Here is a 25,712-nt window from a genome sequence, read left to right on the forward strand (position 1 = left end):
ATTAAAACCGAAAGCGGTAATTTGGACCGGAAAAAGACTTTACAACCGTGGACGTGCGTCTTGCTTCAGGAAGTATCAGATCGCTCGAAAACACAACCAGCAATTAATTAACCTAACTCATGCAGGCAACAACCGCAGCCGGCAAATCGACGCCAGCCACTTTTACCGACAGTAAATACCTGATTACCCTTGTCTTTGTCACGTCACTTTTCATGTTTTGGGGTGTCGCCATCACGATGGGCGATGTATTGAACAAACATTTTCAGCATGTGTTGAACCTCACCAAGACCCAATCTGCCTTTGTTCAGTTTGCTATTTTTGGGGCTTACTTTGTAATGGGTATTCCGGCTGGTTTGTTTATGAAGCGGTTTGGGTATAAAAACGGGGTATTACTGGGGCTTTCACTTTTTGCGACGGGTGCCTTTTTGTTTGTTCCAGCAGCAGCCGCTGCTTCCTTTACCTATTTTGGCATTGCTCTTTTTATTCTGGGCTGTGGACTTTCAACGCTTGAAACCGTTGCCCACCCATTTGTTGCCTCTCTTGGCGATCAGCGTACCAGTGATCAACGCATCAATTTTGCCCAGGCTTTCAATGCATTAGGTGCCATTATCGGACCGGCGATCGGCTCCTATTTTCTGTTACGAAATAATACCGAGGGCAGCACCGATCTGACGTCGGTTAAGACTTTGTACATTGTAATTGGCAGTGTAATCGCTACGATCGCCATCCTGTTTTCATTCGTAAAAGTGCCTGCTTTAACGGACCCACACGCCGTGATCGATCCTGAAGCGGCAAACGTCGATGTGGAACCGGGAAAAACGCTGTTTCAGCATAAGCACTTTGTCTGGGCCGTTATCGCTCAATTTTTCAATGTGGCCGCACAGGGAGGTACCTGGGCATTTTTCATCAATTACGGTCACGAAAAAATGGGCTTTTCTGACGCTACGGCGGGCAATTACATGGTGCTGTTTATGGGGCTGATGCTGGCTGGCCGGTTTGTGGGCACATTCCTGATGCGTGTCATTGCACCCCATTCATTACTGGCCATTTTTGCGGCTGGTAACATTGTCATGTGTCTCATCATTGCGCAAAGCTTCGGATGGCCTTCATTTATTGCCTTACTGATGCTCAATTTCTTTTTCAGTATCATGTTCCCGACCATTTTTAGCCTGGGTTTAAAAAACCTTGGCTCTCATACCCAGCAAGCTTCTTCCTTTATTTCAATGGGTGTGGTTGGTGGTGCCGTTTTTCCATTTTTGATGGGTATGGCTGCCGAAAAAGATGTGGCCAATGCTTATTACCTACCTATCATCTGTTACGCTGTTATTTTTCTGTTCGGCGCTAAGTTTTATAAAGTAAAATAGGCAATGAATCTTCCATAAAGAGCCACCTAAAAACAGATGTACTGCACTGGGCGTGTATTATTCCTTATCAGTTGCCTGCGCTGATCAAAGTCACCTTTTCCGTAAACAGCCCGTTGGACGTGTAGGCAGAATGCGCTAAGTCTGGTTTCAGTGCGTGGATCACAGAATCTACAAACCAAAGTCTCTGCGGATACTGCTCAAAGACTACTGTCCGAATGAACAGGCAACGGGTTCAGCATCAATTTGATCAACAAATAACCAAGCAGAGAATACCTTAATTCTGCTAGTAAAGGGTATTGTCTGAACGCTGATGACTATTTCTTAGTAGTAATTTGGCAATCTGATGAATAATTTGGCCCATATTTGGCCCATTAAACAACATCTTTACTGTACGCTTTTCAAACCTATTTACAACCCTGACATTGGCAGACAATCCATACAAGTATGCAAACTGAACTGACAACACTCGCAGCTAATCAGACTGAACAGGAAACATTTTTTGAAAGCCGCTATGCTACCTCCCCAACCGAAGTAAAAGGGATGAATACGGATCAGCTTCGGCAGAATTTTCTTATTGAGAATCTGTTCGTTGCTGACCAGTTCCGGTGGGTGCTGTCGTTTTTCGACCGTTACCTGACTGGCGGCATTATGCCAATTGATGGAACGGTTGCACTCACTGCCCCAGACCAGTTAAAGGCTGCCTATTTCCTGGAACGGCGCGAACTGGGTATCATCAATGTAGGCGGACAAGGGCGAGTAGTGGCCGATGGTATAGCCTACGATCTTGACTATAAAGAAGCTTTGTATATTGGTCAGGGAACGCAGTCTATTCTATTTAGCTCTAATGATGCCGATGCACCAGCTAAGTTTTATCTGAATTCTACGCCCGCTACTAAAAATTACCCCACTCGTAAAGTTTCAAGAGCGGATGCCGATGTTGTTGAGCTTGGCACTTTAGGTACATCCAACCATCGGACAATCAATAAATTGATCGTCAATAGTGTTCTACCAACCTGCCAGTTACAAATGGGTATGACGGAGTTAAAAACGGGTAGTGTCTGGAATACCATGCCCGCCCATACGCACGATCGGCGGATGGAAGTCTATTTTTACTTTGAAGTTCCCGAAAATCAGGCCGTTTGCCATTTTATGGGACAACCGCAGGAAACCCGCCATATCTGGATGCAGAACGAGCAGGCGGTTATTTCGCCCAACTGGTCGATTCACTCCGGCGCCGGAACCTCTAACTACACGTTCATCTGGGGGATGGCAGGTGAAAATCTTGACTACAGCGACATGGATTTCTGCGCAATTACTGACTTAAAATAGGCTAAGGTTTGCGTTTGTTCGGATTCTGAATGAACTGAAAATCCAGCTGATCGTCGCGACTGGGGAATAAGTTATGGCTTTTTGTTTACGTGGAACTATGGTACTACTGGTTGAATTTGTAAGTTACCCACCCGTAAACTGAATGCGCTTACGATTAAAAACCACCTTCTAAAACACATGAGTTCAGTACTTAATACGTTTTCACTGACCGGTAAACTGGCGCTTGTAACAGGCTGTAAACGAGGGATCGGGAAAGCCATGGCTGAGGCTTTGGCGGAAGCAGGTGCCGATATTATTGGCGTTTCCGCTAATCTGGAGTTAAGCGGTAGTGCCGTCTCGCAATCCGTGGAACAGATAGGCCGCAAATTCTATGCCTATCAGGCCGATTTCAGTAAGCGGGAAGCCATTTATACGTTTATCGAGCAGGTAAAAAAAGACCATCCAACCATTGATATTCTGGTGAACAATGCGGGAACGATTTTACGCAAACCAGCCGCAGAGCACCCTGATGAATACTGGGATGAGGTCATTGCTATCAATCAGACAGCCCAGTTTATTCTAACCCGTGAAATGGGGAAAGACATGGTTACGAAAGGAAGTGGGAAGGTCATTTTTACGGCCTCGTTGCTCACATTTCAGGGCGGTGTCAACGTACCGGGTTATGCTGCCAGCAAGGGAGCGATTGGTAGTCTGGTAAAAGCATTTGCGAATGAATGGGCATCGAAAGGCGTCAATGTCAATGCCATTGCACCCGGCTACATCTCAACTGACAATACCGAAGCATTACGGAACGATCCGGTGCGTAGCAAATCGATCCTCGACCGGATTCCTGCCGCCCGATGGGGTGAGCCCGATGATTTCAAAGGCCCGATTGTTTTCCTGGCCTCCGACGCGGCCCGTTACGTTCATGGCACGGTGCTAACTGTCGATGGTGGCTGGATGGGCCGGTAGTCATAAGTAATGAAATGCCGCGAAGAATCCGGCTAAAGTTAGTCCTTTGGCTTCGAGCCATGCCCCGGTTTGTTTGCAAATGCTTAAATAACCGTGACACGGCCCGAAGCCAAAGGACTAAACGTACAGAACAGCGTGCTTCTTTGTCTCCTGCGCGGCCTTTGTTGCCCCTAACTCGTTTACCGCTTCGCCAGAGCAACAATATCTTTTACTTCCAGAATTGGTTTTTCGTATCCCAGACTTACCGATTTAATCATCGCTAAGCCCAGCTCCTGTAGGGTTGAAAAGCCAGCCGGATAAAGCGCACGACCAATCGGATATAACCAGGCTACGTACTTGTAATAGCTCAACGTATTTCGCAACCCTTTGGTCGCCCGAAGAAATCCCGGCCTGAACATATATGTTTTTTTGAAGGGTAGCCGCATCAGTGCATTTTCAGTGGCTCCTTTCACCCTGGCCCACATACTTCGGCCCTGTTCCGTGCTGTCGGTAGCGGCCCCCGAAATGTATCCGAAGGTCATATCCGGATTCAGTTTTGCGAGTAGTTCTGCCACACGGAGTGTCAGGTCATATGTCAATCGGCGGTATTCGGCTTCCTTCATTCCCACAGACGATACCCCCAGACAGAAAAAACAGGCATTGTATCCCGTCAACTGTTTTTCAATGGGCGACAGATCAAAAAAATTGGTATGGATGATTTCGCGTAGTTTGGGATGCGATACACCCACGGGTTTACGATTAATAACTAAAACCTGTTCGACATCGGGATGCAGCAGGCATTCATGCATGACGCCTTCGCCCACCATACCGGTAGCGCCAGTGATAATTACGTTGATTTTCATAGAGGGATACTAAAGTCTTTCGGAAGTTAATGCATAAAACCTTTTCGCTGAGGCATGGACGATTCTTCTTCAAAATACTTACCCTTGGGACCAAACCGAAAAACCAGTTCGCGTTCGCGTGCCCCTACCCCTCCATCCCATTCAAACTCGGCACCGTGCTGGATCATAGCTGCCCCCAAACGCTGATTCAGCATGGGTTGGACCAATTTTAAGAGCTGTTTTGCTTCTTCCAGCGATGTAAAGGCTAGATTTCCATTCTGATCGGCTTTGCTGACATACATCAGGTCATAATCAGAATGAATTGCGGAACCTTCATATTTAACAAGTCCTTTTTCGGGTCCTGTCTCAGCACGACTAAAACCGGATGGCAGCCTGTTGCCAAGGGCAAATTTCATCCACTTGTCAACGGCTTCATTACGAGTTTCAGCCTGAAAGCCTTCAGGACGAAGAATTGGATCGACAACAAGGCCAGCAAACGGAAAATTTGACGCATCGGTATCCGATGTCTTTGCCTTACACGCGGCTGACTTGGGAATGTAACCGGGTTTGCCAATCCATTGGTCAGCAAGCGGATTTGGTTCACGTAAACCAATCCAGCAGTTCAGCCAGTCGGCTACGTAAAAGAAAATTTTTCGATGATGGTGCAGCATGTTTGTACGCTAAAAAAGTGGAAATTCAGTGATCGGTTATTTAGAAGCAAGTTATTCGTAAAACAGCAGGTTTGATACCCATTAGTTCATAACTGGCTTTGTATAATCTAAAGTTGTCAATATCATTACGTTCCGGAGTTACTGGGCGACATGATACAATCAATTTATGACGAATTGAATAAATTTACAGATCTGCTCCATTAAAACGAAAGCTAAGCCGACTCAGTAAAGATAAACACCAGTTGTAAACGGCCCGACTTCCATCAACCAAACCCTTCTTCCAAATGCGACCTCTCTCTTGTATTGTGCTCATTTCTCTGCTTGTAACGTCCTGCCTCCCAATCCTGGCACAGGAATTAACCAGCAATCGCCAGCGCGAAATCGTTTTCAAAGCCGTCAATATCATTCCGATGGACCAGGAACGTGTTATTGAAAATCAAACGGTTGTTGTGAAGAATGGCAGGATAACTGCCCTGGGTAATAACGACAAGGTGAAATTCAGCAAAGATGCGATTGTAGTCGACGCAAAGGGAAAATACCTGACGCCGGGCTGGGCTGAAATCCATGCGCACGTTCCGCCGATTGACGATATTGAGCCGATGAAGGAAGTGCTGATTCTTTATCTGGCAAACGGAATTACGACCATTCGGGGTATGCTTGGCCACCCCAAACACCTGGAACTACGGAGTAAAATTAATAGTGGTGAGATCCTTGGCCCTCATTTTTATGCAACGGGGCCATCCTTCAACGGGCAAACAGTAAAAACAGCTGAGCGGGGTGCCGCCATGGTCCGCGAACAGAAAGCGGCTGGGTATGATTTCCTGAAATTACATCCGGGCTTAACGAAAGAGACCTTTCCGGCCATTGCCAAAACGGCTCAGGAAGTTGGAATTCCGTTCGTTGGACACGTCTCGTTTAATGTAGGCGTTTGGCGGGCCATTGATGCCCGGTATTCATCCATCGATCATCTGGACGGTTTTATTGAAGCCATCACACCGGGCGTCGATACGCTGGCTGAGCAGGAAACCGGCCAGTTTGCCAGTTGGATTGCCGACCGGGCCGATGTGTCGCAGATTCCTAAGCTGGTGAACGGGTTGCGTACCAATCATATCCGGGTTGTCCCAACGCAGGCACTGGCCGAGCGATGGCTATCTCCATTTCCAGCAGAAGAATTTACCGATGACCCGGAGATGAAATACATGAAACCAGAACAGATAAAGAGTTGGGTAAATGCAAAAAATGGGTATAACAATAACCCCAAGTTTTCGAAAGAGCGGGCTGAGAAACTCATCCAGATTCGTCGGAAGTTGATCTATGAATGTCAGAAAAATGGCGTTGAGCTCCTGTTAGGCTCCGATGCGCCACAGATCTTCAATGTACCCGGATTCTCGATCCATAATGAGCTCAAGTATCTGGTCGATGCCGGATTGACACCTTATGAAGCCTTACGGACAGGGACAGTTAACGTTGCGTCCTATTTGAACAAACCTGATTCGGGCGTTATCAAAACCGGCAATGTGTCGGATCTGGTTTTACTCAGCGGAAACCCATTGAAGGACATCAATCAGACTCGTACCATCGAAGGAGTAATGATTGGTACAAACTGGCTCCCAAAAGACTATATTCAACAGGAGTTGAAGAAGCTGGAGAAGCAGTAACCGAAGCCATTGCCTCCCACTTATTGATCCGTGAATTCATCAGTAAAAAAGTCGAACGGCCCTCGTGGTGTCGGTTACGTAAAATCGACACCACGAGGGCCGTTCGACTAGCGCAAGAAAGTTGTCCGGATCACATCCATTCCCAGGCGCTTTGGTATGTATCGAGTGCTTCGGAATAGGCAATAAAATCGGCGTAAAAGGGGAGACTGGCCAACGTAGCACTGTCGCCTACAATAACTAGTTTCTTTCGGGCACGGGTCATGGCTACATTCATGCGCCGAATATCCGACAGGAAACCAATTTCACCTTCAGAGTTGCTCCGGGTCATCGATATATAGACAATGTCCCGTTCCTGCCCCTGAAAACTATCGATGGTATTCACTGAAATTTTATCACCATACACCAATAGGTCGGGGTATTGAAGTAAGTGTTCTTTCAGGACATTGATTTGCTGCTTATACGGCGAAATGATCGCGATCGTCGGAAAATCCTGCCGGGTGTAGCGAGTACTCAGATCGGCTACCAGTTGCGATAAATGCCGCATGAGCAGAGATGCTTCTTCCGGATTCGTTGAACTGGTACCATCCAGTTTTTCGTCGAAACCACAACCAGCCGTATCGACAAACACCAGCGAGGTATCGCCATCATACAGCGAATGACGGGCTACGGATGCATGTGCCTTCACTTTATTCTCATAAAACACCTGCGACGAATACCCCATTATGTGTTCGTGCATACGGTATTGCTCGTCCAGAAGCGTAACGGCTGCGGGATGCAGCGTTACGCATTTTTCGAGCAATGTCGTACTCAATCCCTTCCGGGCGGCCTCTGGCGATTTAATTGTCGGTGGTAGCTGGCAATGATCACCAGCCAGCACAACTTTCTGCGCTTTTAGAATAGGAATCCAGCAGGCCGGTTCGAGCGCCTGCCCCGCTTCATCGATCACAACCGTATGGTACGTAAGCTTACGAACCGTGTAGTGGTTCGCGCCGACCAGCGTTGCCGTAATCACCTGCGCTTTGGCAATTAGATCGTCGATGATATACTGCTCCGAATTTCCGACTTCCTTCATGATTCGGTGAGCCTCATCGAACAGGGCTTTACGCTGATCCCGCTCGGCTTTGCCAAAATTTCGCTTGTACTTATGAGCCATGTTTTTGAACTCATTCGCCTGCTTTTTCAACTTTTTAGCCTCTTTCATATAAGGGTGTTGGGCCATTTTATGGTCCAGCGTAAGCGCCATCAAACGCTCCGACACGCGGGCAGGGTTACCTACCCGAAGTACATTTAGCCCCTCATCGTGCAGTTTTTCGCTCAGTAAATCAACGGCCGTATTACTGGGCGCAACGACTAAAATCTTTTTATGATCCTGATTGATCAGGGCTTTTATGGCCTGAACCAGCGTTGTTGTTTTACCCGTACCCGGCGGGCCATGGACTATAGCCAGTTCATTGGCGGTCACTATTTTTTCAACTGCCGACACCTGACTCGGATTCAGTGTAGGGAGAAATAGCTTTGGCGTTTCGGGATGGAAAGTGGGTGATGTTGAGCTGGTCAGAATATTGATCAGACGATTACCGGATTTCTCAGCCAAGGAAGTGGCAGTCTTCAGTGCCTCCTCCATTTCATCGTAGCTGTTGTCGTCGAACAATACTTCAATACCAAGTTTGCCATCGCGCGACCAGTCGGGCAATTCATCAGTGCGCAGGGTTATTTTGGCCCGGTTGCCGCCCTGGAACGAAATTGTACCCTCTACCCGGTCGGTTTTAGGATCGTGGTTGCTGAACAGAACAGCAGGCATGCCAAAACGAAGCTGATGAGGGATGTCCTGATGCGTGGTCCGTTCAACCTCTACTGTCAGGTAATCACCCCGGCTCATTTCTGAACCCCGGATGGCGATCGGATACCAGGTCAGACCATTGGCCCGACGCTCAGCAATGGATGTGGTTTCGGTAAGTTTACGATATTGGGTACGGTCTTCTTCCCGTTCGATCCGGAGCAGATCGAACAGCTGTTTAAAATAATCCATTCACAAAAGTAGCTACTTCTTTTTACTAGCCCTGCCTGGCTTATACTTCTGTTGATAGGGGTCTAAGCCGGGCGGGACTTCCAATGAGTCCTATGCTCCTCCACGGGCATTAGCCAAACACGTCTATTTTCTATTGAAAAAATCCATACAGGCAAAATTTTTCAGTAGTTAACCTGGCATTTTATCCATCCTGATCTGTTTTTGAGGGAATTTACGCCTGTTGTCCCTATACTTGTTGACGAATCCTTTATTAGCCAGAATACAACCCAACCATGAATCAACTCTATTGCCTGTTACTGGTATTCCTATCTGTGTGTTCGTTTGGGCAGAATCCAGACTCTACCTGGTTTCGGAATAACTACACGAAAAAAGAGCAGTATATTCCAATGCGGGATGGCACCCGATTATTTACCTCCATTTATTTACCGAAGGACAACGCCGAAAAACATCCGATCCTGATTTCCCGTACGCCCTATTCCTGCGCTCCCTATGGCGAAAATGTATATCGGAATTTCTGGAGCAATCACTACAAAGAATACCTGAAAGAAGGCTACATCATGGTCGTTCAGGACGTTCGGGGTCGCTGGATGAGCGAGGGTGTATTTGAAGATGTTCGCCCATACCAGACGGATAAAAAAGCGAACGATTTCGACGAAGCCAGTGATACCTACGATGCCATTGACTGGCTTGTAAAAAACCTACCCAACAACAACGAAAAAGTTGGGGTGTTTGGCATTTCTTATCCGGGCTTTTACTCAACCATGGCCGCCCTGAGTAATCATCCAGCCTTAAAAGCCGTTAGCCCGCAAGCCCCCGTTACCGACTGGTTTATGGGTGATGACTTTCACCACAATGGTGCCTTCATGGAAATGGATGGCTTTAATTTCTACCTTCGTCGTGGGTTTGGTTTTCCACGGCCTAAGCCTACTACCGTTGGCCCCAGGGGACTTCCGGTTCCGACCAAAGACAGTTATGATTTCTTTTTGCGGAGCGGTGCCCTGCCGAACCTGACCCGTTTTGCGGGCGACAGTGTTCGTTTCTGGAACGACATGATGCAGCACCCGAATTTGGATGCGTGGTGGAAAGCCCGGAATGTCCGGAATTTTGTCAGCGCTATTTCGCCGACGATTGCAACGCTGGTGGTTGGTGGCCTGTTCGATGCCGAAGATTGTTTCGGTGCCTGGTCAACCTATGCCGCTATTGAAGGGAAAGCGAAGAACAACAACAAAATTATAATGGGGCCCTGGTTTCATGGCCAATGGGCAGGTCGTGGCAGCGATGGATCGTCGTTGGGAAATGTGCAGTTTGGTAGCCCAACCAGCGCCTATTATGCCGAAAATGTAGAAGTACCTTTTTTTAATTATTACCTGAAAGGCAAAGGCAGCATCGACAAAATCAAGGAAGCGAACATCTTCTTTACCGGCGAAAATCAGTGGCACCAGTTTGATAAATGGCCACCCGCTACAGTTACCGAGCGCGCCCTGTATCTCCAACCCAAAGGTGGTCTGAGTTTTACCCAGCCGTCGGCTAGTGGTAGTGAAGCTTTTTCCGAATACCAAAGCGATCCGGCCAAACCCGTTCCGTATACGGATGGCGTTAAAGCCAACCGCACCCGCGAATACATGACCGACGATCAGCGGTTTGCGGCCAATAGGCCCGATGTGCTGGTTTTCAAAACGGATGTGCTGACCGACGATCTAACACTTTCGGGGCCGCTTGTGGCCGATTTGCAGGTGAGTCTCAGCAGTACGGATGCCGATTTTATCGTGAAGCTGATCGATGTATTTCCCGATGATTTTCAGTATCGCCCAACCGATGCTTATATCATGAATGGCTACCAGATGCTGGTTCGGGGTGAAGTATTTCGGGGTCGTTTCCGGAAGAGTTTCGAAAAGCCGGAGCCTTTTGTACCAGGTCAGATTAGCGAGGTAAAGTACACGCTGCCTGATGTGGCGCATACCTTCAAAAAAGGCCACCGGATCATGGTCCAGGTTCAGAGTAGCTGGTTCCCGCTGGTTGACCGAAACCCGCAGAAGTACGTAGATATCTACCACGCCAAGGATAGTGATTTCCAGAAAGCTGCCATAAAAGTGTATCACAGCGCAACGACTGCCAGTAAAATCATTTTGCCCGTGAATAAATAAGGACTGTCCCTGATCTCTCGTCCTGACAGGCAACAGGAACAGACCTGAATTCAGACTATAACTATATTCTATACCATCGAACTTGTCGGTCATGGCCTACCTCTTCATTCCCAAACGCTTTCGTTTACTCATCTTTGCCCTTCTGTGTGGCTGCGATCTGTTTGCCCAAACGCCATCTGACTCGTTAGCGTCGAAAGCAGACAAGTTGTTTGCTGAATGGAATGGCCCCGATCGGCCGGGTATGGCGGTAGGCGTTGTACACGGCGGAAAATTGATCTACGCCAAAGGTTTTGGTAACGCTGATGTGGAAACCGGAGCGCCTATTACGCCGGAAACGATTTTTCACGTAGCGTCTATTTCCAAGGAATTCACGGCCTACGCCATTGTGCTGCTGGCGCAGGAAGGGAAACTGTCCATCGACGACGATATTCATACCTATCTCCCTGAAGTGCCGGATTTTGGGCAGAAAATCACGATTCGCCACCTGATTCACCATACGAGCGGGCTGCGCGATCAGTGGGCGCTGTTGAGCATGGCGGGCTGGGGATTGAGTGATGTGATCACTAAAGAGCACATTTTCAACCTGGTTCGTCGGCAAAAAGAACTGAATTTTGCGCCCGGAGCAGAATTCCTGTATTGCAATACGGGCTATACACTGCTCGCTGAAATTGTAGCCCGCGTAGGCAGGCAACCCTTTCGGGAGTGGATGCAGCTGCGCGTGTTCGGGCCGTTGGGGATGAAAAATACGCTCTTCTACGACGATAACGAACGTATTGTAAAAGGCCGGGCGTATTCATTTCACAAAGATTCGAAAGGCTATAAGAAAAACATACTTAGCTTTTCCAATGCCGGTGCGACCAGTTTATTCACGACGGTTACGGATCTGTCTCACTGGATCAACAACTTTAAAAATCCCGTTGTGGGCAATGCCGCAACCATGACGCAAATGCTGGAGCGAGGCCGTTTAACGAAGGGTGATACGATTCCGTATGCGTTTGCATTGTCCCATGCCACCCACAAAGGATTAGCGTACTATGGTCATGGCGGCTCTGATGCGGGTTTCCGTTCGTACATCGGCTATTTCCCGAAAGAAGACTATGGATTTATTGTGCTGAGCAATCAGGCCGAGTCGAATCCAAGTGCCCGAGCGCTGGAATTGGCAGACGTCTATCTGGCACCTTATCAGAAAAAATCCAGAGAAGTGCCGCCACCACCCAAAGCAACGACACCTGACAACAAACCCGTTCCAATTGTCGCGACCGACTATGTCGGGCGATATTATAGCCCGGAACTGGAAACCATTTATTCGATTCGACAGCGTGGCGATGCACTGGAACTGGTTCATGTACATCACGGCAACGTACCGCTGAAGAATGCCGGGAAAGACCACTTTGAGACGGGCTGGTGGTTTATGTCGTCGGTTGATATCGAGCGCGATATCAAAAATGCCGTGATTGGCCTTCGCGTATCGAACGGGCGGGTTCGCAATCTGTGGTTCAAACGGTTGCCCGATGGCTTTGATGACGGCAAACCGCCCGTTGCCGGGAAGTAAGCGGGCTTGATAAACTTACCTGATTTCACGTACTACCTAACTTATACACCAATTAACATGTACCCACTTCACTTGATAAAGCGGGCTTCATTGCCTGTGATCAATTTATTCCTCTTGGGTTATTGGCTGACGAATACGCTGGCTCACGCCCAGCAAAAAGCAATTCCCAAACCAGAAGAAACCCTTGGTTTTCCGGTTGGTGCTGATTTTAAACTGGCTACCTACGAACAATCGCTGAAATACTTTCAGAAACTCGACGAAGCCAGCGATCTGATCAAGCTGGTTCACGTGGGCGAAACGTCGGAAGGAAGGCCCTGGTATTTTGCGCTGATCTCGTCAAAAAAGAACCTCGACAACATTGATAGGTACCGGGCTATTGCGCAACGGCTGGCACATCCGGCGGGTCTGACCGACGATGAAGCGAAAAAACTAGCATTGGAAGGCAAACCGTTGGTGCATATCGACGGTGGTCTGCATGCATCGGAAGTAGCAGGTGCTCAGCATACGATTTCGCTGGCGTATGACATGCTCAGTAAGGCCGATGATCCTAAGATGAAGGCGATCCTGGACAATGTGATTCTGTTGCTGTGGCCATCGCTTAACCCCGACGGTCAAACCATGATCGGCGACTGGTATAAATCAAATGTGGGTACGCCTTATGAAGTAGCACCTCCCCCATTTCTATATCAGAAATACGTTGGCCACGATAACAACCGCGATGCCTACATGCTCAACATGATTGAGTCGCGGGTAGTAGCCCGAACCTGGCGCGACTGGGAGCCGAATATCATTTTCGTCCACCATCAGACCTCGCCCTTCCCGACAAGAATCTGGTTGCCGCCCTTCGCCGAACCAATTGCCTCCCAAACACCACCTATCATTGCCCGCGAGGTAAACATGATTGGCATGGCGATGGCACAGGCACTCGAAAGCAATGGACAAAAAGGGGCTACCCACATGGGAACGGGTTTTGATGCCTGGTATCCGGGCTACATCGATTATATGCCGGTTCTGCAAAACATACCGGCTTTCTGGACCGAAACGGCCTTGTATAACTACGCCACACCGCATTTTTACACCGTTCGCGATTTCCCCAAAGATAAGAATGAGTTTCGCGTCGAGTCCTTGTATTCTAGCCCGTGGCCGGGTGGCTGGTGGCGCATCAGTGATGCCATCGCCTACATGCAAACGGCTTCACTGGCCACGCTCGATTATGCCGCCAAATATGGTGATGTACTGTTGTATAACCGGTATCAGGCTGGGCGCAATACCATCAAAAAATACGAGCAGGAACCGCCCTATGCTTATTTCATTCCTCAGAAACAACGCGACCCAGTTCGCCCGGTTGAACTGCTGCGCCGACTGGCATTTCACGGTATCCGAATTGGCCAGTTGACGAAAGAGGTTGCATTTGAGGGTCGCAACTATCCCAAGGGAACCTGGGTAATTCCGATGAATCAGGAATATGGGGAGTTGACCAAGCAATTGCTTGATGTACAGTCGTATCCAGACCTGCGCGAATTTCCGGGCGGCCCACCCGAACAGCCCTATGACGCTGCGGGCTGGACGCTTCCGCTGCAATTTGAACTGAACGTAATTCCGGCTACGACACCGCTGACCTCCGATGTAAAAGGAGCAATCCAACTGGTTGCCGGAACTTCCAGAGACTGGAAAACAGATGATCGTAAAGATGCCAATCCGGCCGATTTTGTTGGCGGAATCGGTTTTGACACCAATCCGGTTTCGGCAGGGATCAAAGCGCCGGAAGGCCGATTGACCGGTTCAGGTACGATTGCATTGGTAAATCCGGCCGAGAATAATGCGTTCAGAGTAATAAACCGGTCACTAAAAGCGGGTGGAACGGTCAGCTACAACAAAGACCGCCAACGGTATGCGATTAGTGGAATATCAAGAACGACGCTGGAGCCGTGGGTAAAGGACTTGGGGGTAACCGCTGAACTTACTACGAATACGACTGGCGCGGTTGTAAAACCAAGGATTGCGGTTTACAAACCCTGGACGGCAAGCATGGACGAAGGCTGGAGCCATTGGGTACTGGAGCAATTTGAGTTTTCATTCGTTAACATCAGCAATGCCGACGTATTGGCGGGAGATCTGACCGATCGATTCGACGTGATTCTGATTGCCTCTGATCGGCCAAGGAATATCAAAGATGGGTTCGCAAAAGGATCGGTCCCACCGGCTTATGAAGGTGGATTGGGCGAGCAGGGGGCTTCGAATCTGGATAATTTTGTGCGCCAGGGCGGAACGCTGGTTTGCCTGAATTCGAGCAGCGACTACGCCATCGACGCGCTTCATTTACCCGTGAAAAATGTGGTAGCGGGCATTAACAGTAAAGATTTCTTTACGGGTGGTTCGCTGCTGGAAGTTGAAACGGATGCAACCCATCCGGTTATGGCTGGTATGCCCACCAAAGCTGCTGTTTTTGTTGAGAACAGTCCCGTATTTGCTACCCTCGACGGATTTAAAGGTCAGGCATTAGCCAAGTTTGCTCCGGCAGGTTCGCCATTGCGGTCAGGTTATTTACTGGGTGAAAAGCACCTACAGGGTTATGCGGCTTCACTGGATGTACAACACGGCAAGGGACACGTCATTCTTCACGGTTTCCGGCCGCAATGGCGCGGTCAACCGCTGGGCACATATCGCGTTCTTTTGAATTCAGTCCTCTATGGTGGTGAGCTGGCGAAGAGTAAATTTGGCACCGTAGAGTTCTGGAAATCGCCTTCGGTGTCAATGAAACAGAAAGAAGAGGAGAAAAAATAAGAAAGTAGATGGTGTTAATCGGTCGAGTGTGCAGTAGCTTCGTCGCACCTGCAACTTTTACAAGTAACATCGTACCAATCAACCATTTATCTATGATCACTAAACTACCTTTCCGATTCATGCTGGCTCTTGTAGGGCTGCTCATGACACTTTCGGCGGTTCAGGCCGCTAAACCGCTGACTACCATAGCGCAGCTAACGGCCGACTGGCAACGGGCCCGCGAATTCACGAAAGAATATTTAGATACGATGCCCGAAGATGGCATGGGCTTTAAGCCAACCCCCGACATTCGTAGCTTTGCCGAGCAAATGCTACACCTTGCCGCAGCAAACTACAATTTTGGTGCATTGGCCAGCGGAAAAGCGAACCCATTTCAAGGCAAAAAGCTGGAGGAAATGAGCGAGCTTAAAACGAAGGCTGCGCTCACAAAAGCCGTTCTGGATAGCTACGATTTCATGCTCGATGGCGTAAAAGGATTAACGGACGCGCAATTGGCCGAAAATGTGAAGATGGGCCAGCGCGAAATGACCCGCGAGCTGGTTCTGGCGAAAGCGTTTGAACACCAAACGCATCATCGCGGTCAGGCAACCATCTACATTCGGGCGAAAGGCATCAAGCCCCCAACGAAAAGTTGTTTTAGGCCATACGATTTTGTCCCTGCTATTCTACCCAAAAAGAGCGCCGACCCGATTGGATTGGCGCTCTTTTTGGTTGCGTATAAGATCGCTCTGAAGCATCTCACACGCACTCTTTTCCAGTTTATTTAACCGAATACGTCAGAATTTAAGGGCAATCAACGCAGGAGCCAACGCTGCGGCTGTTGTGAAGGCAGCAACCTGTTGGTAGGGTCTGAGTTCGGTATGCTGGTTCGTTTTCCCTGCCAGAACATTGGTTGCAATAAAGCCTGCCAGGTGAATAATGGATAAGTATTTGTGCAACCGGACTCCGCTTCGTGCTTTTTGATCGGCCAGTAATTTAGGAGGAGCCGTTAGCGATAGCAGTGCAGTGGTACCATAGGCAATATTGGTTATAGTCCTCGTAGTCCGCTGGGCATTGACGAGCTGATCATACTCGATACCCGTGGCATTATTCATCTTAAGGCCCAGAATACCCTGTGCTACAAAACCCGCCAGTGTTGCATAGCCTGTAACCTTGTGAGATAATAGCATGAACGCACGCACCTTGAGTTCTTTCTTCCGTCCTTCCTGCGTAAGCGGGGCAATATGTGCAACCCGAAGCAGCCCGTTGGGACCCCAGAAAACCCGTTGGGTGAACATCATTTTGTGAGGTAAACGTAGCTGAGCATCCGAATCAGTGGACGCATTCAGCAGTTGATTATCAACCGTTGCAGCCGTTGTTTGGCGGACATACGACGTGTCCTGGGCATGAACTTGTAAACAAACACAAAGGAGGAGAACGAAAAGTTTTGCCATGAGGAAATTAATAAGTAAGAATGAGTTAATAAAAACCGAATACTGTCAGCGCTGGTCGTTACCCATAGTACGGAGGAATTTCGCCCATGGTTGCGTCCAGTCAGTGCATAAGCCCGGAACTACGTATGATTAACCTCATTTCACTTCCCCAATCTCCACCCTCACCCGCAACTTTTACAGCTTCAGGTTTTGACGTTCCTTAAGCCATTCGTTGCTTCTTATCTTAGCACATGACTATTCGGTTTTCGTGGCGACAAATTGCCGGAATTGCTGCGCTGATTGTGGCGACCCTGGTTAATCTACCGTTGTTTGGCTTAACCTCCCGATCAAGGCTTGCTGTCGTGCCGCCTGGTACACCTGATGTAGGGCTTGCCCTAAGCCGTCTGGTGTTTCATCTGGCCTTCACATTTTTCTTTATTGAGTTGAATCGCCGTGTGCTTACCCGGAAATCTTATGCTGCCCGGTTTGGTTTACTGGGCTGGTATGCCCTTAATTTCCTGTTATTTCTGGTACTGACAGGTCTGTTCGTCATCCTTGTAGTACCCTGGTATCCAGAGCGCCCTATTCTGGTCATCACAACCAGTTATTTTCGAAGTTTTTTCGTCTGGGTAACGGCGCTGCTACTGGCAAACTTCCTGACAGTTCTCCAACAGAACCGAACCATTCAATTGGAGAATGAACTTTTAAAACAGCAAAACTTACAGGCACAACTGGACACACTTCGAGCGCAGCTTAATCCGCATTTTCTGTTTAATTCACTCAATGCGCTTAGTTCGCTCATCCGGGAAGGAGGCCCAAAAAGTCAGCAGTATCTGGCAAAATTGTCGCAGGTGTTGCGGTATTCGTTACAGGTTCAACAGCAATCGCTGGTCCCGTTTGCGGAGGAGATGCAGTTTACATCGGCCTACTCCTTTCTGCTGACGATTCGGTTTGGCGATAACCTGCGTATCGACAATCAGCTACCTGCCGACGGGCCATGGAAAATCCCGCCCATGTCGCTCCAGCTACTGATCGAAAATGCAGTCAAACATAACATCGTTTCCAGTTCCAGGCCGCTCACGATCAGTCTGGCTACGGATACAGCCCACGAGTACATTATCGTCCGGAATGTCTATCAACCAAAGCCCGAACCCGCCGACGGGATGGGCAGCGGTTTGTCTAATCTCGACAGTCGGTTTCGTTTGCTGACCAGTAAGTCAATTCAACTATCGCGAACGGATGGCGAATTCATCGTTCAGTTACCCATTATCCCTGCAATCTGATGCGTGTGTTACTACTTGAAGATGAACGGACAGCGGCCAATCATCTGGAGGCTTTGCTTCGTGAACTCGAACCATCACTAACAATAGTAGCTGTCATCGACAGTGTTGAGGAAGGCCTGGCGCGGTGGTCTCAACTACCAACGCCCGATCTTATCCTGTCGGATATTCAACTGGCCGATGGGCTATCATTTTCGTTACTGGAGCAGGTAGCTGTTCACTGCCCCATCATTTTCACGACGGCTTACGACGAATACGCCATTCGAGCCTTCAGACACAACAGCATTGACTACCTGCTGAAGCCCATCGAACGGGAGGCCCTTGAAGCCAGTCTTCAGAAATATCGGTCCCTCGCCCGACCGGCCAGTGATGAACTGGTTCGCCAGATGCAGAATATGCTAAGCATACACGCCTTCATGCCTCCAACCTACCGGACTAGTTTTTTAATCCAGTTCAGGGATAAACTATTGCCCATTAAGGTAGCCGATATCGCTTATTTCTCGATTGAAGGGGGAGTTGTTTCCGCAACGATTTATGACATGGTGACACATCACCGGTTATCGGACCATCGACAGCCGGACCGGGCGATCAGCTACCCAATTGAGCAAAAGCTCGAAGATCTGGATAGCCAACTTGATCCTCGTCAGTTTTTTCGGGCTAACCGCCAGTTTATTGTAGCCCGCAATAGTATCAGCGAGGCCGAATTGTATTTCAACGGGCGCTTGCAGCTTAAGTTAAAGCCTGCCCCAAGCCAGCAGGTGCTGATCAGCAAAGACCGGGCAAATCTATTTAAAAAATGGATGGAGGAGTTTTGATTTTTCACCCGGCCCGTCGGCGGTTTAACTGGTCAATCTGACGCCTTCACGTTAGTTTTCCGATGGTTGCTTCAAAGAGATAGTAAGTTTGTGTTGTCTAAACGACTAACCAATAATGACCAACTTGATTGCAACGATTTTCATAGCAAGTTTTATCCTTTTGGGCGATGGGACTGTAGGGTTGTGTTCACTAAATAAAGCGCAGCAGGCTTCATCAGTAACGACACCAGAACCTAGTATTCGCGACACCATTCGGCATGATGGGCAGACACGAATTTACTGGGTACATGTGCCGACTGTCTATAAACAGAGTACCAATCTGCTACCGTTGGTGATTGCGTTACACGGCGGTGGTGGTAGTGGTCAGCAATTTGAAACCCAATCGAGATTAAGCGAAAAAGCCAACCAGGAAGGCTTTATTGTGGTCTATCCAGATGGCATACAAAACCCCGGTATCCTGCATTTACGTACCTGGAATGCGGGTGCCTGTTGTGGACAGAGTGCGTCAACACAGCAAACCGATGACGTCGGATTTATCGGAAAACTCATCGATAAACTAACCACTACTTACCGCATCGATCCCAAAAAAGTGTATGCTACAGGCCATTCCAATGGTGCGATGCTGTGTTACAGGCTGGCCTGTGACTTGTCGAATAAACTGGCGGCCATCGCTGCGAATGCAGGAACCATGCAGCTAAAAACAGCCTGTCACCCTACCCGCATCATGCCGATTCTTCATATCCATTCGCAACTGGATCGAAACGTACCGTATATGGGTGGCGTTGGCACAAAGAGCATCAACAAACAATGGAATTCCCCGGTGGATAGTACACTCACGGTATTCGCACAGATCGCGCAATGCAAAAGTCAGAAACAGGTTGTTCGTTCGACCGATAATTACACGTTTTATAAATGGACAAATTGCGAAGGCAGCATCGAGATTCAGTATTACCTGACCACAGATGGTGGACACGCCTGGCCCGGTGGTCAAAAAGGAGCGCGTTTCATCGGCGATACACCGTCGGAAGCGTTCGTGAATAACGATATCATCTGGCAATTTTTCAAAACACATTCGCTGCCCTAAAACGAGTCGAATAAATCAACAATCAAACAAGTAAATTATCATGAAAAACAACCTGGTAAACGCAATTCTATCTGTGGCTCTGGTACTTATTTCCATTTCGTCGTTTGCTCAACGCGGTCAGCTAGGCACACCTGAAGAACGAGCTACCCGCCAAACAACCCGAATGAAAGAAGCCCTGAATCTGTCGGCTGAACAGGAAACTTCGGTAGCCGATATTAACCTGAAATACGCCAAACAGATGCAGTCTTTACTGGAAACCGGCGGACGAAACCTAAAAACGGCACGTACTGCTAAGTCAAGTATGAAAAGTAAGGATAATGAATTAAAAGAAGTATTGACTAAGGATCAATTCAACAAATACCTGACCCTCAAAGAAGATATGATGAGTCAGATGAAAGAACTGCGTCAGCAACGGCAATAGTGGGTAAGCTGTCGACAACGTATACCCTTTATTTTTTGCGTAGGTGTCCTGGATCAGGGCACCTACTTTAGTTTACGATAAAGTTGTTTTATGACAGTTTTTTTAAAATTAGTAGAGAAGCATAGAACTTCGCACAAAGCATACATTAGTTTCATGACACTTCTTTCTTTTGTGCTTTCATGACGTATCGGTTGCTCTAACCGAACATATCTCCTTTGACAACGGATTTTTTTTCACAAATACAACTAAAAGTAGGACAGTACAGGAAAGAGCTTATTTCGATGTCAAATAATTTTGGATCAAATTAAGAGCGCAACAATACACACCTGCCAAACAGCAGCATAACTATTAAACTATGTCAAGTACGACAAAAACGTTTCAGCACGTCAGCTATTTGTGGGACGAAGCCAAAGCGGCAGAACTGGCCGGCGATGAGGTAGGTCTATTGATTTACCGGTCTAATTTACTCGGTGCTGATCTGCGCCTGACCAACTATGGCGGAGGTAACACCTCCTGCAAAGCAATGGCGAAAGATCCGCTTACGGGTCAGGATACCGAAGTAATGTGGGTCAAAGGGTCGGGTGGTGATATCGGTACCCTCAAGCGCAGTGGTTTGGCAGCGCTGTATGTGGATCGCCTTCGCAGCCTGAAAAACATCTATCGGGGCCTTGAATTTGAAGATGAAATGGTTGAGCTCTTCAACCACTGCATTTTTGATCTGGCGTCGAAAGCACCATCCATCGATACACCGCTTCACGGATTTCTACCGTTTAAGCACATCGACCACCTTCATCCCGATGCCGCCATTGCCATTGCAGCCGCAAAAGATGGTAAACAGATCGTTCAGGACCTCTTCGGCGGTACGCTCGGCTGGGTAGACTGGCAACGGCCTGGTTTCGAATTAGGCTTACAGCTGGAACAATGTCTCCAGGAAAATCCGGGTATCCGCGGTATCATGCTGGGCTCGCACGGATTGTTCACCTGGGGTGATACGGCCTATGAAAGCTACGTAAACACACTGGAAGTCATTGAACGGTGTGCAGAATATCTCGAAGAAAATTATGGCAAAAAAGGCCCGATTTTCGGCGGACAGAAACTGGAATCTATCGAGAAAGACGCCCGTCTGAAACAGGCCGCTACCCTCGCTCCGATTCTTCGCGGCTTCTGCTCGAACCAGCAACCCATGATTGGCCATTTTACCGATGATGACCGCGTTCTGCAATTCATCAACTCAGTAGATCTCGACCGGCTGGCCCCCATGGGAACATCCTGCCCTGATCACTTCCTGCGCACCAAAATCAGCCCGCTCGTTCTGGAACTGGCTCCCGACGAAGACCTTTCGGACACCAAAGCGGTGAAAGAAAGACTGACGTCAGCGTTTGAGTCGTACCGGGCCATGTACGAGGACTATTACAATACCTGCAAACACCCGAATAGTCCGGCCATTCGCGACAAAAATCCGGTTGTCATTCTCTATCCGGGAGTAGGTATGTTCACCTTCGCGAAAGACAAGCAGACCGCCCGCGTAGCCGCTGAATTTTATACGAATGCCATCAACGTGATGCGGGGTGCCGAAGCGGTTTCTGAATATACGTCACTACCCCGTCAGGAAGCGTTCAATATTGAGTACTGGCTTCTGGAAGAAGCAAAGTTGCAGCGAATGCCAAAACCAAAGCCTTTGTCGGGCCGGATCGCGCTCATTACAGGTAGCGCAGGCGGTATTGGGAAGGCCATTGCCAAACGCTTCCAGGCGGAGGGTGCTGTGGTTGTGATTAACGACAACGACGCTGACCGGCTGAAAGGAGCTGATGAGGAATTCAAACAGCAGTATGGCAAAGATGCTCATGCCGCTGCCCTGCTGGACGTTACCGATGCCGAAACCATCCGGAAAGCGTATGAAACAGCCGCACTGGCATTTGGTGGTGTTGACATTGTCGTTAACTGTGCTGGTCTGTCGATTTCGAAACCAATTGAGGAGCATACCGAAAAAGACTGGGATTTACTGTACGATGTACTCGTTAAAGGTCAGTTCCTGGTTACTCAGTATGGTGTTGAGATCATGCGCAAACAGGACATTGGTGGCGATGTTCTGAACATTGTCAGCAAGAATGCTTTGGTATCGGGTCCAAATAACGCGGGTTATGGCTCTGCCAAAGCCGCTCAATTGCATCTGAGCCGCCTGAATGCTGCCGAACTAGGAAAAGATCATATCCGGGTGAACGTCGTCAACCCCGATGCGGTGATTTCAGACAGTAAAATCTGGGCGGGTGCCTGGGCTGAAGGACGCGCCAAAGCCTATGGTGTGAAGGTTGAAGAACTGCCTGCTTACTACGCAAAACGGACGCTGTTGAACGAAATCATTTTGCCGGACGACATTGCCAGTGCCTGCTTTGCCTTTGTTGGCGGCCTGCTGAATAAATCGACGGGCAACGTGCTGAACGTTGACGGCGGTGTAGCCATGGCGTTTGTTCGATAAGGTTTTGGTTTACCGAATCCGGTAAACCAAAATCGATTAAACCCTAGTAACATTATGCAACTCGAATCGTATCAGATAGCTGACCATAATAACAGCCTACAGGAAAGTCATCAGCGCAAGCTGGCTTACTGGACTGAAGAAGTAGCAAATGCCGAAACCATTATCGGTAAGTTGATCGATTTTCAGATCGCCATTCCCAGTTGGGCTTTAGGTACGGGCGGAACCCGCTTTGGTCGGTTTGCGGGTGGTGGTGAACCCCGTTCGCTGGAGGAAAAACTCGGAGACATTGGTTTGCTCCACGCCCTGAACCAGTCGAGTGGAGCCATTTCCCTGCACATTCCCTGGGATATTCCAACGGACCCGGAGGCCATCAAACAGTTAGCAGCTCAGTATGGCATTCGGTTCGACGCCATGAATTCCAATACGTTTCAGGATCAGCCTGGCCAGCCCCTAAGTTATAAATTTGGTTCGCTGCAACACGTCGATCCTGCGGTTCGTCAACAGGCCGTCGAGCATAATATCGAGGTAATTCGGCATGGTTTAGCATTGGGCTCTGACGCATTGACGGTATGGCTGGCCGATGGTTCCTGCTTTCCTGGTCAGTTGAATTTCCGCAAAGCGTTTGAACGCACGCTCGATAGCCTTCAGGCAATTTACAAAGCACTCCCCGACGACTGGAAGATGCTGGTCGAATACAAAGCCTACGAACCCAATTTCTATTCGACAACCATTGGTGACTGGGGCTCGTCCTTTCTGTACGCGACCAAACTGGGTCCGAAAGCGTATACACTCGTCGATCTGGGCCATCATCTGCCGAATGCCAACATCGAACAAATTGTTGCTATCCTACTGAATGAAAAGAAGTTAGGTGGTTTTCATTTCAACGATTCCAAATACGGTGACGATGACCTGACGGCTGGCAGCGTCAAACCATATCAGCTGTTCTTGATTTTCAATGAACTGGTCGATGGCCTGGATGCGCGCGGTCTGAACCATGCGACCAGCCTCGGCTGGATGATCGACGCATCGCACAACGTAAAAGATCCGCTCGAAGATCTGCTTCAATCAGTAGAGGCCATTCAGCTTGCCTATGCTCAGGCTTTGCTGGTTGACCGGGTCGCGCTGGAAGAAGCACGGGAAGCCAATGATGTCGTTCGGGCGCAGGAGATTCTTCAGGAAGCCTTCCGCACCGACGTTCGGCCACTCGTAGCCGAGGCCCGTTTACGGGCTGGTGGTGCCATTCAGCCATTGGCTCTATACCGGCAGTTAAACGTTCGGCAGAAGCTCATTGGCGAACGCGGCACCAAAACAATTGCCACAGGACTGTAAGCGAAGCAATGTAGAATGTAGGCTATAGCATGTATGATTCTTTAGTTTGATATCATACACGCTATAGCCTACATTCTATCTAATATTTTCCCTTTCCCATGACCCAAACGCCTGTTATCGCCATTTTTGACGTCGGTAAGACAAACAAGAAGCTGTTTCTCTTCAATGAAGACTATGAAATTGTTTGGGAAAAGACGACGCAATTTCCTGAAACAACCGACGATGATGGCGATCCCTGCGAAGATGTCAGTCAGCTAAGTGACTGGGTGCAATCGTCGTTGAACGATGTTTTACAATTACCCGAGTTCTCGGTAAAGGCCGTCAATTTTTCTGCATATGGGGCCAGCTTCGTCCACCTGGGTGCCAATGGCCAAACAGTTGGTTATTTATATAATTACCTAAAGCCTTTCCCGGCAGCCATCCGGCAGCAATTTTACGACACCTACGGAACCCAAAGCGACCTGTCTCTTCAAACGGCTTCACCAGCACTGGATAGCCTGAATTCTGGACTGATGCTGTACCGACTCAAGTATGACAAGCCCGAGCTGTACGAACGCATCCGTTATTCGCTTCATTTACCGCAGTTTGTGAGCTATCTTATTTCCGGAAAGTGTTTCTCTGATTTGACTAGCATTGGCTGTCATACGATGCTGTGGGATTTTCAGCGAAACGATTATCACCAGTGGGTCCTGAATGAAGGCATTGACAAGATTCTTGCCCCCACATTTCCTTCCGATAATGTCATTAGCCCGGAAGTTGCCAATCGGCCTTATCCGGTCGGCATCGGTCTACACGATAGTTCGGCAGCACTTATTCCCTATCTGGCGTCGTTTCGTGAACCCTTTATTTTAATCTCGACGGGTACCTGGTCGATCAGCATGAATCCGTTCAATGCCAGTCCCGTTACACCGGAAGAATTGCAGTATGACTGTTTGTGTTTTCTGCACTACAAAGGTCAGCCCGTTAAAGCATCGCGCTTATTTGCCGGTTATGAACACGAACAGCAAACCAAACGATTGGCCGAGCATTTTAAAACGCCCGTTGATTACTACAAAACGGTTGCCTATGATCCCCTGCTGATCCAGTCGCTCAGGATGCACCGACCCGATGCTGGAACCAACTTCGATCAGGTAAAAAACCCGCCCATGCAGGAGTCGTTGTTTGGCCATCGGAATCTTTCGCATTTTCAGAGTTACGAAGAAGCCTACCACCAGCTTATGCTGGATCTGGTAGCCCAACAATTGATTTCAACGGATCTGGTGCTGGAAAACTCACCCGTCAAGCGCCTATTCGTAGATGGTGGATTCAGCAAGAATCCAATTTATATGGCCTTACTGGCGGCTGCCTTTCCGCAAACCGAAGTCTTTGCCGCGTCGGTGGCCCAGGCAACGGCACTGGGTGCGGCACTGGCTATTCACCAGCACTGGAACACAAAAGCTATCCCTGCCGAAATTGTTGATTTAAAGTTATATACAACGGATTCCGTGGCCATTTAACCCGGACTTTGCACAGTTTTTTCAGATTTTGCCGACTACTTTTGCGAGACGAAGGCCTCTAAGCGAACGTTGTTTCTTAGACGCCTTCGTCTCTCT

19 protein-coding genes are annotated in these 25,712 nt (G+C 48.7%); 15 read left to right on the forward strand and 4 right to left on the reverse strand.

Going from position 1 to position 25,712, the window contains the following annotated elements; genetic code table 11:
* The first annotated feature begins 119 nt into the window (after positions 1-119).
* The 3 genes from fucP to G8759_RS21285 all read left to right on the forward strand — a co-directional run bounded on the left by fucP (position 120) and on the right by G8759_RS21285 (position 3,644).
* On the forward strand, positions 120-1,364 hold the full coding sequence (fucP, locus tag G8759_RS21275; RefSeq protein WP_167212095.1) for an L-fucose:H+ symporter permease: 1,245 nt from the start codon (positions 120-122) through the stop codon (positions 1,362-1,364).
* Between the two features lie 444 nt (positions 1,365-1,808).
* A complete protein-coding gene (kduI, locus tag G8759_RS21280; RefSeq protein ID WP_167212098.1) occupies positions 1,809-2,693 on the forward strand; it encodes a 5-dehydro-4-deoxy-D-glucuronate isomerase in 885 nt (294 codons plus the stop codon).
* A 177-nt stretch (positions 2,694-2,870) separates the two neighbouring features.
* The gene (locus G8759_RS21285; RefSeq protein WP_167212102.1) at positions 2,871-3,644 is read left to right on the forward strand and encodes an SDR family oxidoreductase; all 774 of its coding nucleotides are present in this window, start codon (positions 2,871-2,873) and stop codon (positions 3,642-3,644) included.
* Between the two features lie 179 nt (positions 3,645-3,823).
* Here the strand turns inward: G8759_RS21285 and G8759_RS21290 are convergent, their stop codons facing one another.
* Positions 3,824-4,486 (reverse strand): NAD-dependent epimerase/dehydratase family protein, encoded by a 663-nt coding sequence (locus tag G8759_RS21290; protein WP_167212105.1) that lies wholly within the window; start codon positions 4,484-4,486, stop codon positions 3,824-3,826.
* 26 nt (positions 4,487-4,512) lie between these two features.
* Positions 4,513-5,136: a hypothetical protein gene (locus G8759_RS21295; RefSeq protein ID WP_167212108.1), complete on the reverse strand. Its 624-nt coding sequence runs from the start codon at positions 5,134-5,136 to the stop codon at positions 4,513-4,515.
* Positions 5,137-5,420: 284 nt separating this feature from the next.
* Between G8759_RS21295 and G8759_RS21300 the strand changes: the two genes are divergently transcribed.
* Positions 5,421-6,794 (forward strand): amidohydrolase family protein, encoded by a 1,374-nt coding sequence (locus G8759_RS21300; protein WP_167212111.1) that lies wholly within the window; start codon positions 5,421-5,423, stop codon positions 6,792-6,794.
* A 130-nt stretch (positions 6,795-6,924) separates the two neighbouring features.
* On the opposite strand, the gene G8759_RS21305 is transcribed toward G8759_RS21300, so the two are convergent.
* Positions 6,925-8,823: an AAA domain-containing protein gene (locus G8759_RS21305; RefSeq protein ID WP_167212114.1), complete on the reverse strand. Its 1,899-nt coding sequence runs from the start codon at positions 8,821-8,823 to the stop codon at positions 6,925-6,927.
* A gap of 272 nt (positions 8,824-9,095) precedes the next feature.
* Between G8759_RS21305 and G8759_RS21310 the strand changes: the two genes are divergently transcribed.
* The 4 genes from G8759_RS21310 (at position 9,096) to G8759_RS21325 (ending at position 16,070) form a co-directional block, all read left to right on the forward strand.
* Entirely contained in the window at positions 9,096-10,967 is a 1,872-nt protein-coding gene (locus tag G8759_RS21310; protein ID WP_167212117.1) for a CocE/NonD family hydrolase, read from the forward strand.
* Between the two features lie 91 nt (positions 10,968-11,058).
* The gene (locus tag G8759_RS21315; RefSeq protein ID WP_167212120.1) at positions 11,059-12,519 is read left to right on the forward strand and encodes a serine hydrolase domain-containing protein; all 1,461 of its coding nucleotides are present in this window, start codon (positions 11,059-11,061) and stop codon (positions 12,517-12,519) included.
* Positions 12,520-12,576: 57 nt separating this feature from the next.
* On the forward strand, positions 12,577-15,303 hold the full coding sequence (locus tag G8759_RS21320; RefSeq protein WP_167212123.1) for a M14 family metallopeptidase: 2,727 nt from the start codon (positions 12,577-12,579) through the stop codon (positions 15,301-15,303).
* A 92-nt stretch (positions 15,304-15,395) separates the two neighbouring features.
* Complete coding sequence (locus G8759_RS21325; protein WP_167212126.1) at positions 15,396-16,070, forward strand: DinB family protein; 675 nt, start codon at positions 15,396-15,398, stop codon at positions 16,068-16,070.
* Between the two features lie 9 nt (positions 16,071-16,079).
* Here G8759_RS21325 and G8759_RS21330 read toward each other — a convergent pair whose 3' ends face one another.
* Entirely contained in the window at positions 16,080-16,736 is a 657-nt protein-coding gene (locus G8759_RS21330; RefSeq protein WP_167212129.1) for a hypothetical protein, read from the reverse strand.
* Positions 16,737-16,966: 230 nt separating this feature from the next.
* Here G8759_RS21330 and G8759_RS21335 point away from each other — a divergent pair, with 230 nt between their 5' ends.
* The 7 genes from G8759_RS21335 (at position 16,967) to G8759_RS21365 (ending at position 25,616) form a co-directional block, all read left to right on the forward strand.
* A complete protein-coding gene (locus tag G8759_RS21335; RefSeq protein ID WP_167212132.1) occupies positions 16,967-17,998 on the forward strand; it encodes a sensor histidine kinase in 1,032 nt (343 codons plus the stop codon).
* The gene (locus tag G8759_RS21340; RefSeq protein WP_167212135.1) at positions 17,998-18,810 is read left to right on the forward strand and encodes a LytR/AlgR family response regulator transcription factor; all 813 of its coding nucleotides are present in this window, start codon (positions 17,998-18,000) and stop codon (positions 18,808-18,810) included. Before G8759_RS21335 ends, G8759_RS21340 begins: the two co-directional genes overlap by 1 nt.
* A 115-nt stretch (positions 18,811-18,925) precedes the next feature.
* Positions 18,926-19,894, forward strand: coding sequence for an extracellular catalytic domain type 1 short-chain-length polyhydroxyalkanoate depolymerase (locus tag G8759_RS21345; RefSeq protein WP_167212138.1), 969 nt, complete (start codon positions 18,926-18,928; stop codon positions 19,892-19,894).
* Positions 19,895-19,934: 40 nt separating this feature from the next.
* Positions 19,935-20,315: a hypothetical protein gene (locus G8759_RS21350; protein WP_167212143.1), complete on the forward strand. Its 381-nt coding sequence runs from the start codon at positions 19,935-19,937 to the stop codon at positions 20,313-20,315.
* A 355-nt stretch (positions 20,316-20,670) separates the two neighbouring features.
* Complete coding sequence (locus tag G8759_RS21355; protein ID WP_167212145.1) at positions 20,671-22,791, forward strand: bifunctional aldolase/short-chain dehydrogenase; 2,121 nt, start codon at positions 20,671-20,673, stop codon at positions 22,789-22,791.
* A gap of 54 nt (positions 22,792-22,845) precedes the next feature.
* Positions 22,846-24,120: a TIM barrel protein gene (locus tag G8759_RS21360; protein WP_167212149.1), complete on the forward strand. Its 1,275-nt coding sequence runs from the start codon at positions 22,846-22,848 to the stop codon at positions 24,118-24,120.
* Between the two features lie 98 nt (positions 24,121-24,218).
* Positions 24,219-25,616, forward strand: coding sequence for an FGGY-family carbohydrate kinase (locus G8759_RS21365; RefSeq protein WP_167212152.1), 1,398 nt, complete (start codon positions 24,219-24,221; stop codon positions 25,614-25,616).
* Positions 25,617-25,712 lie beyond the last annotated feature (96 nt).

This window comes from Spirosoma aureum (assembly GCF_011604685.1).
GTDB lineage: Bacteria > Bacteroidota > Bacteroidia > Cytophagales > Spirosomataceae > Spirosoma > Spirosoma aureum.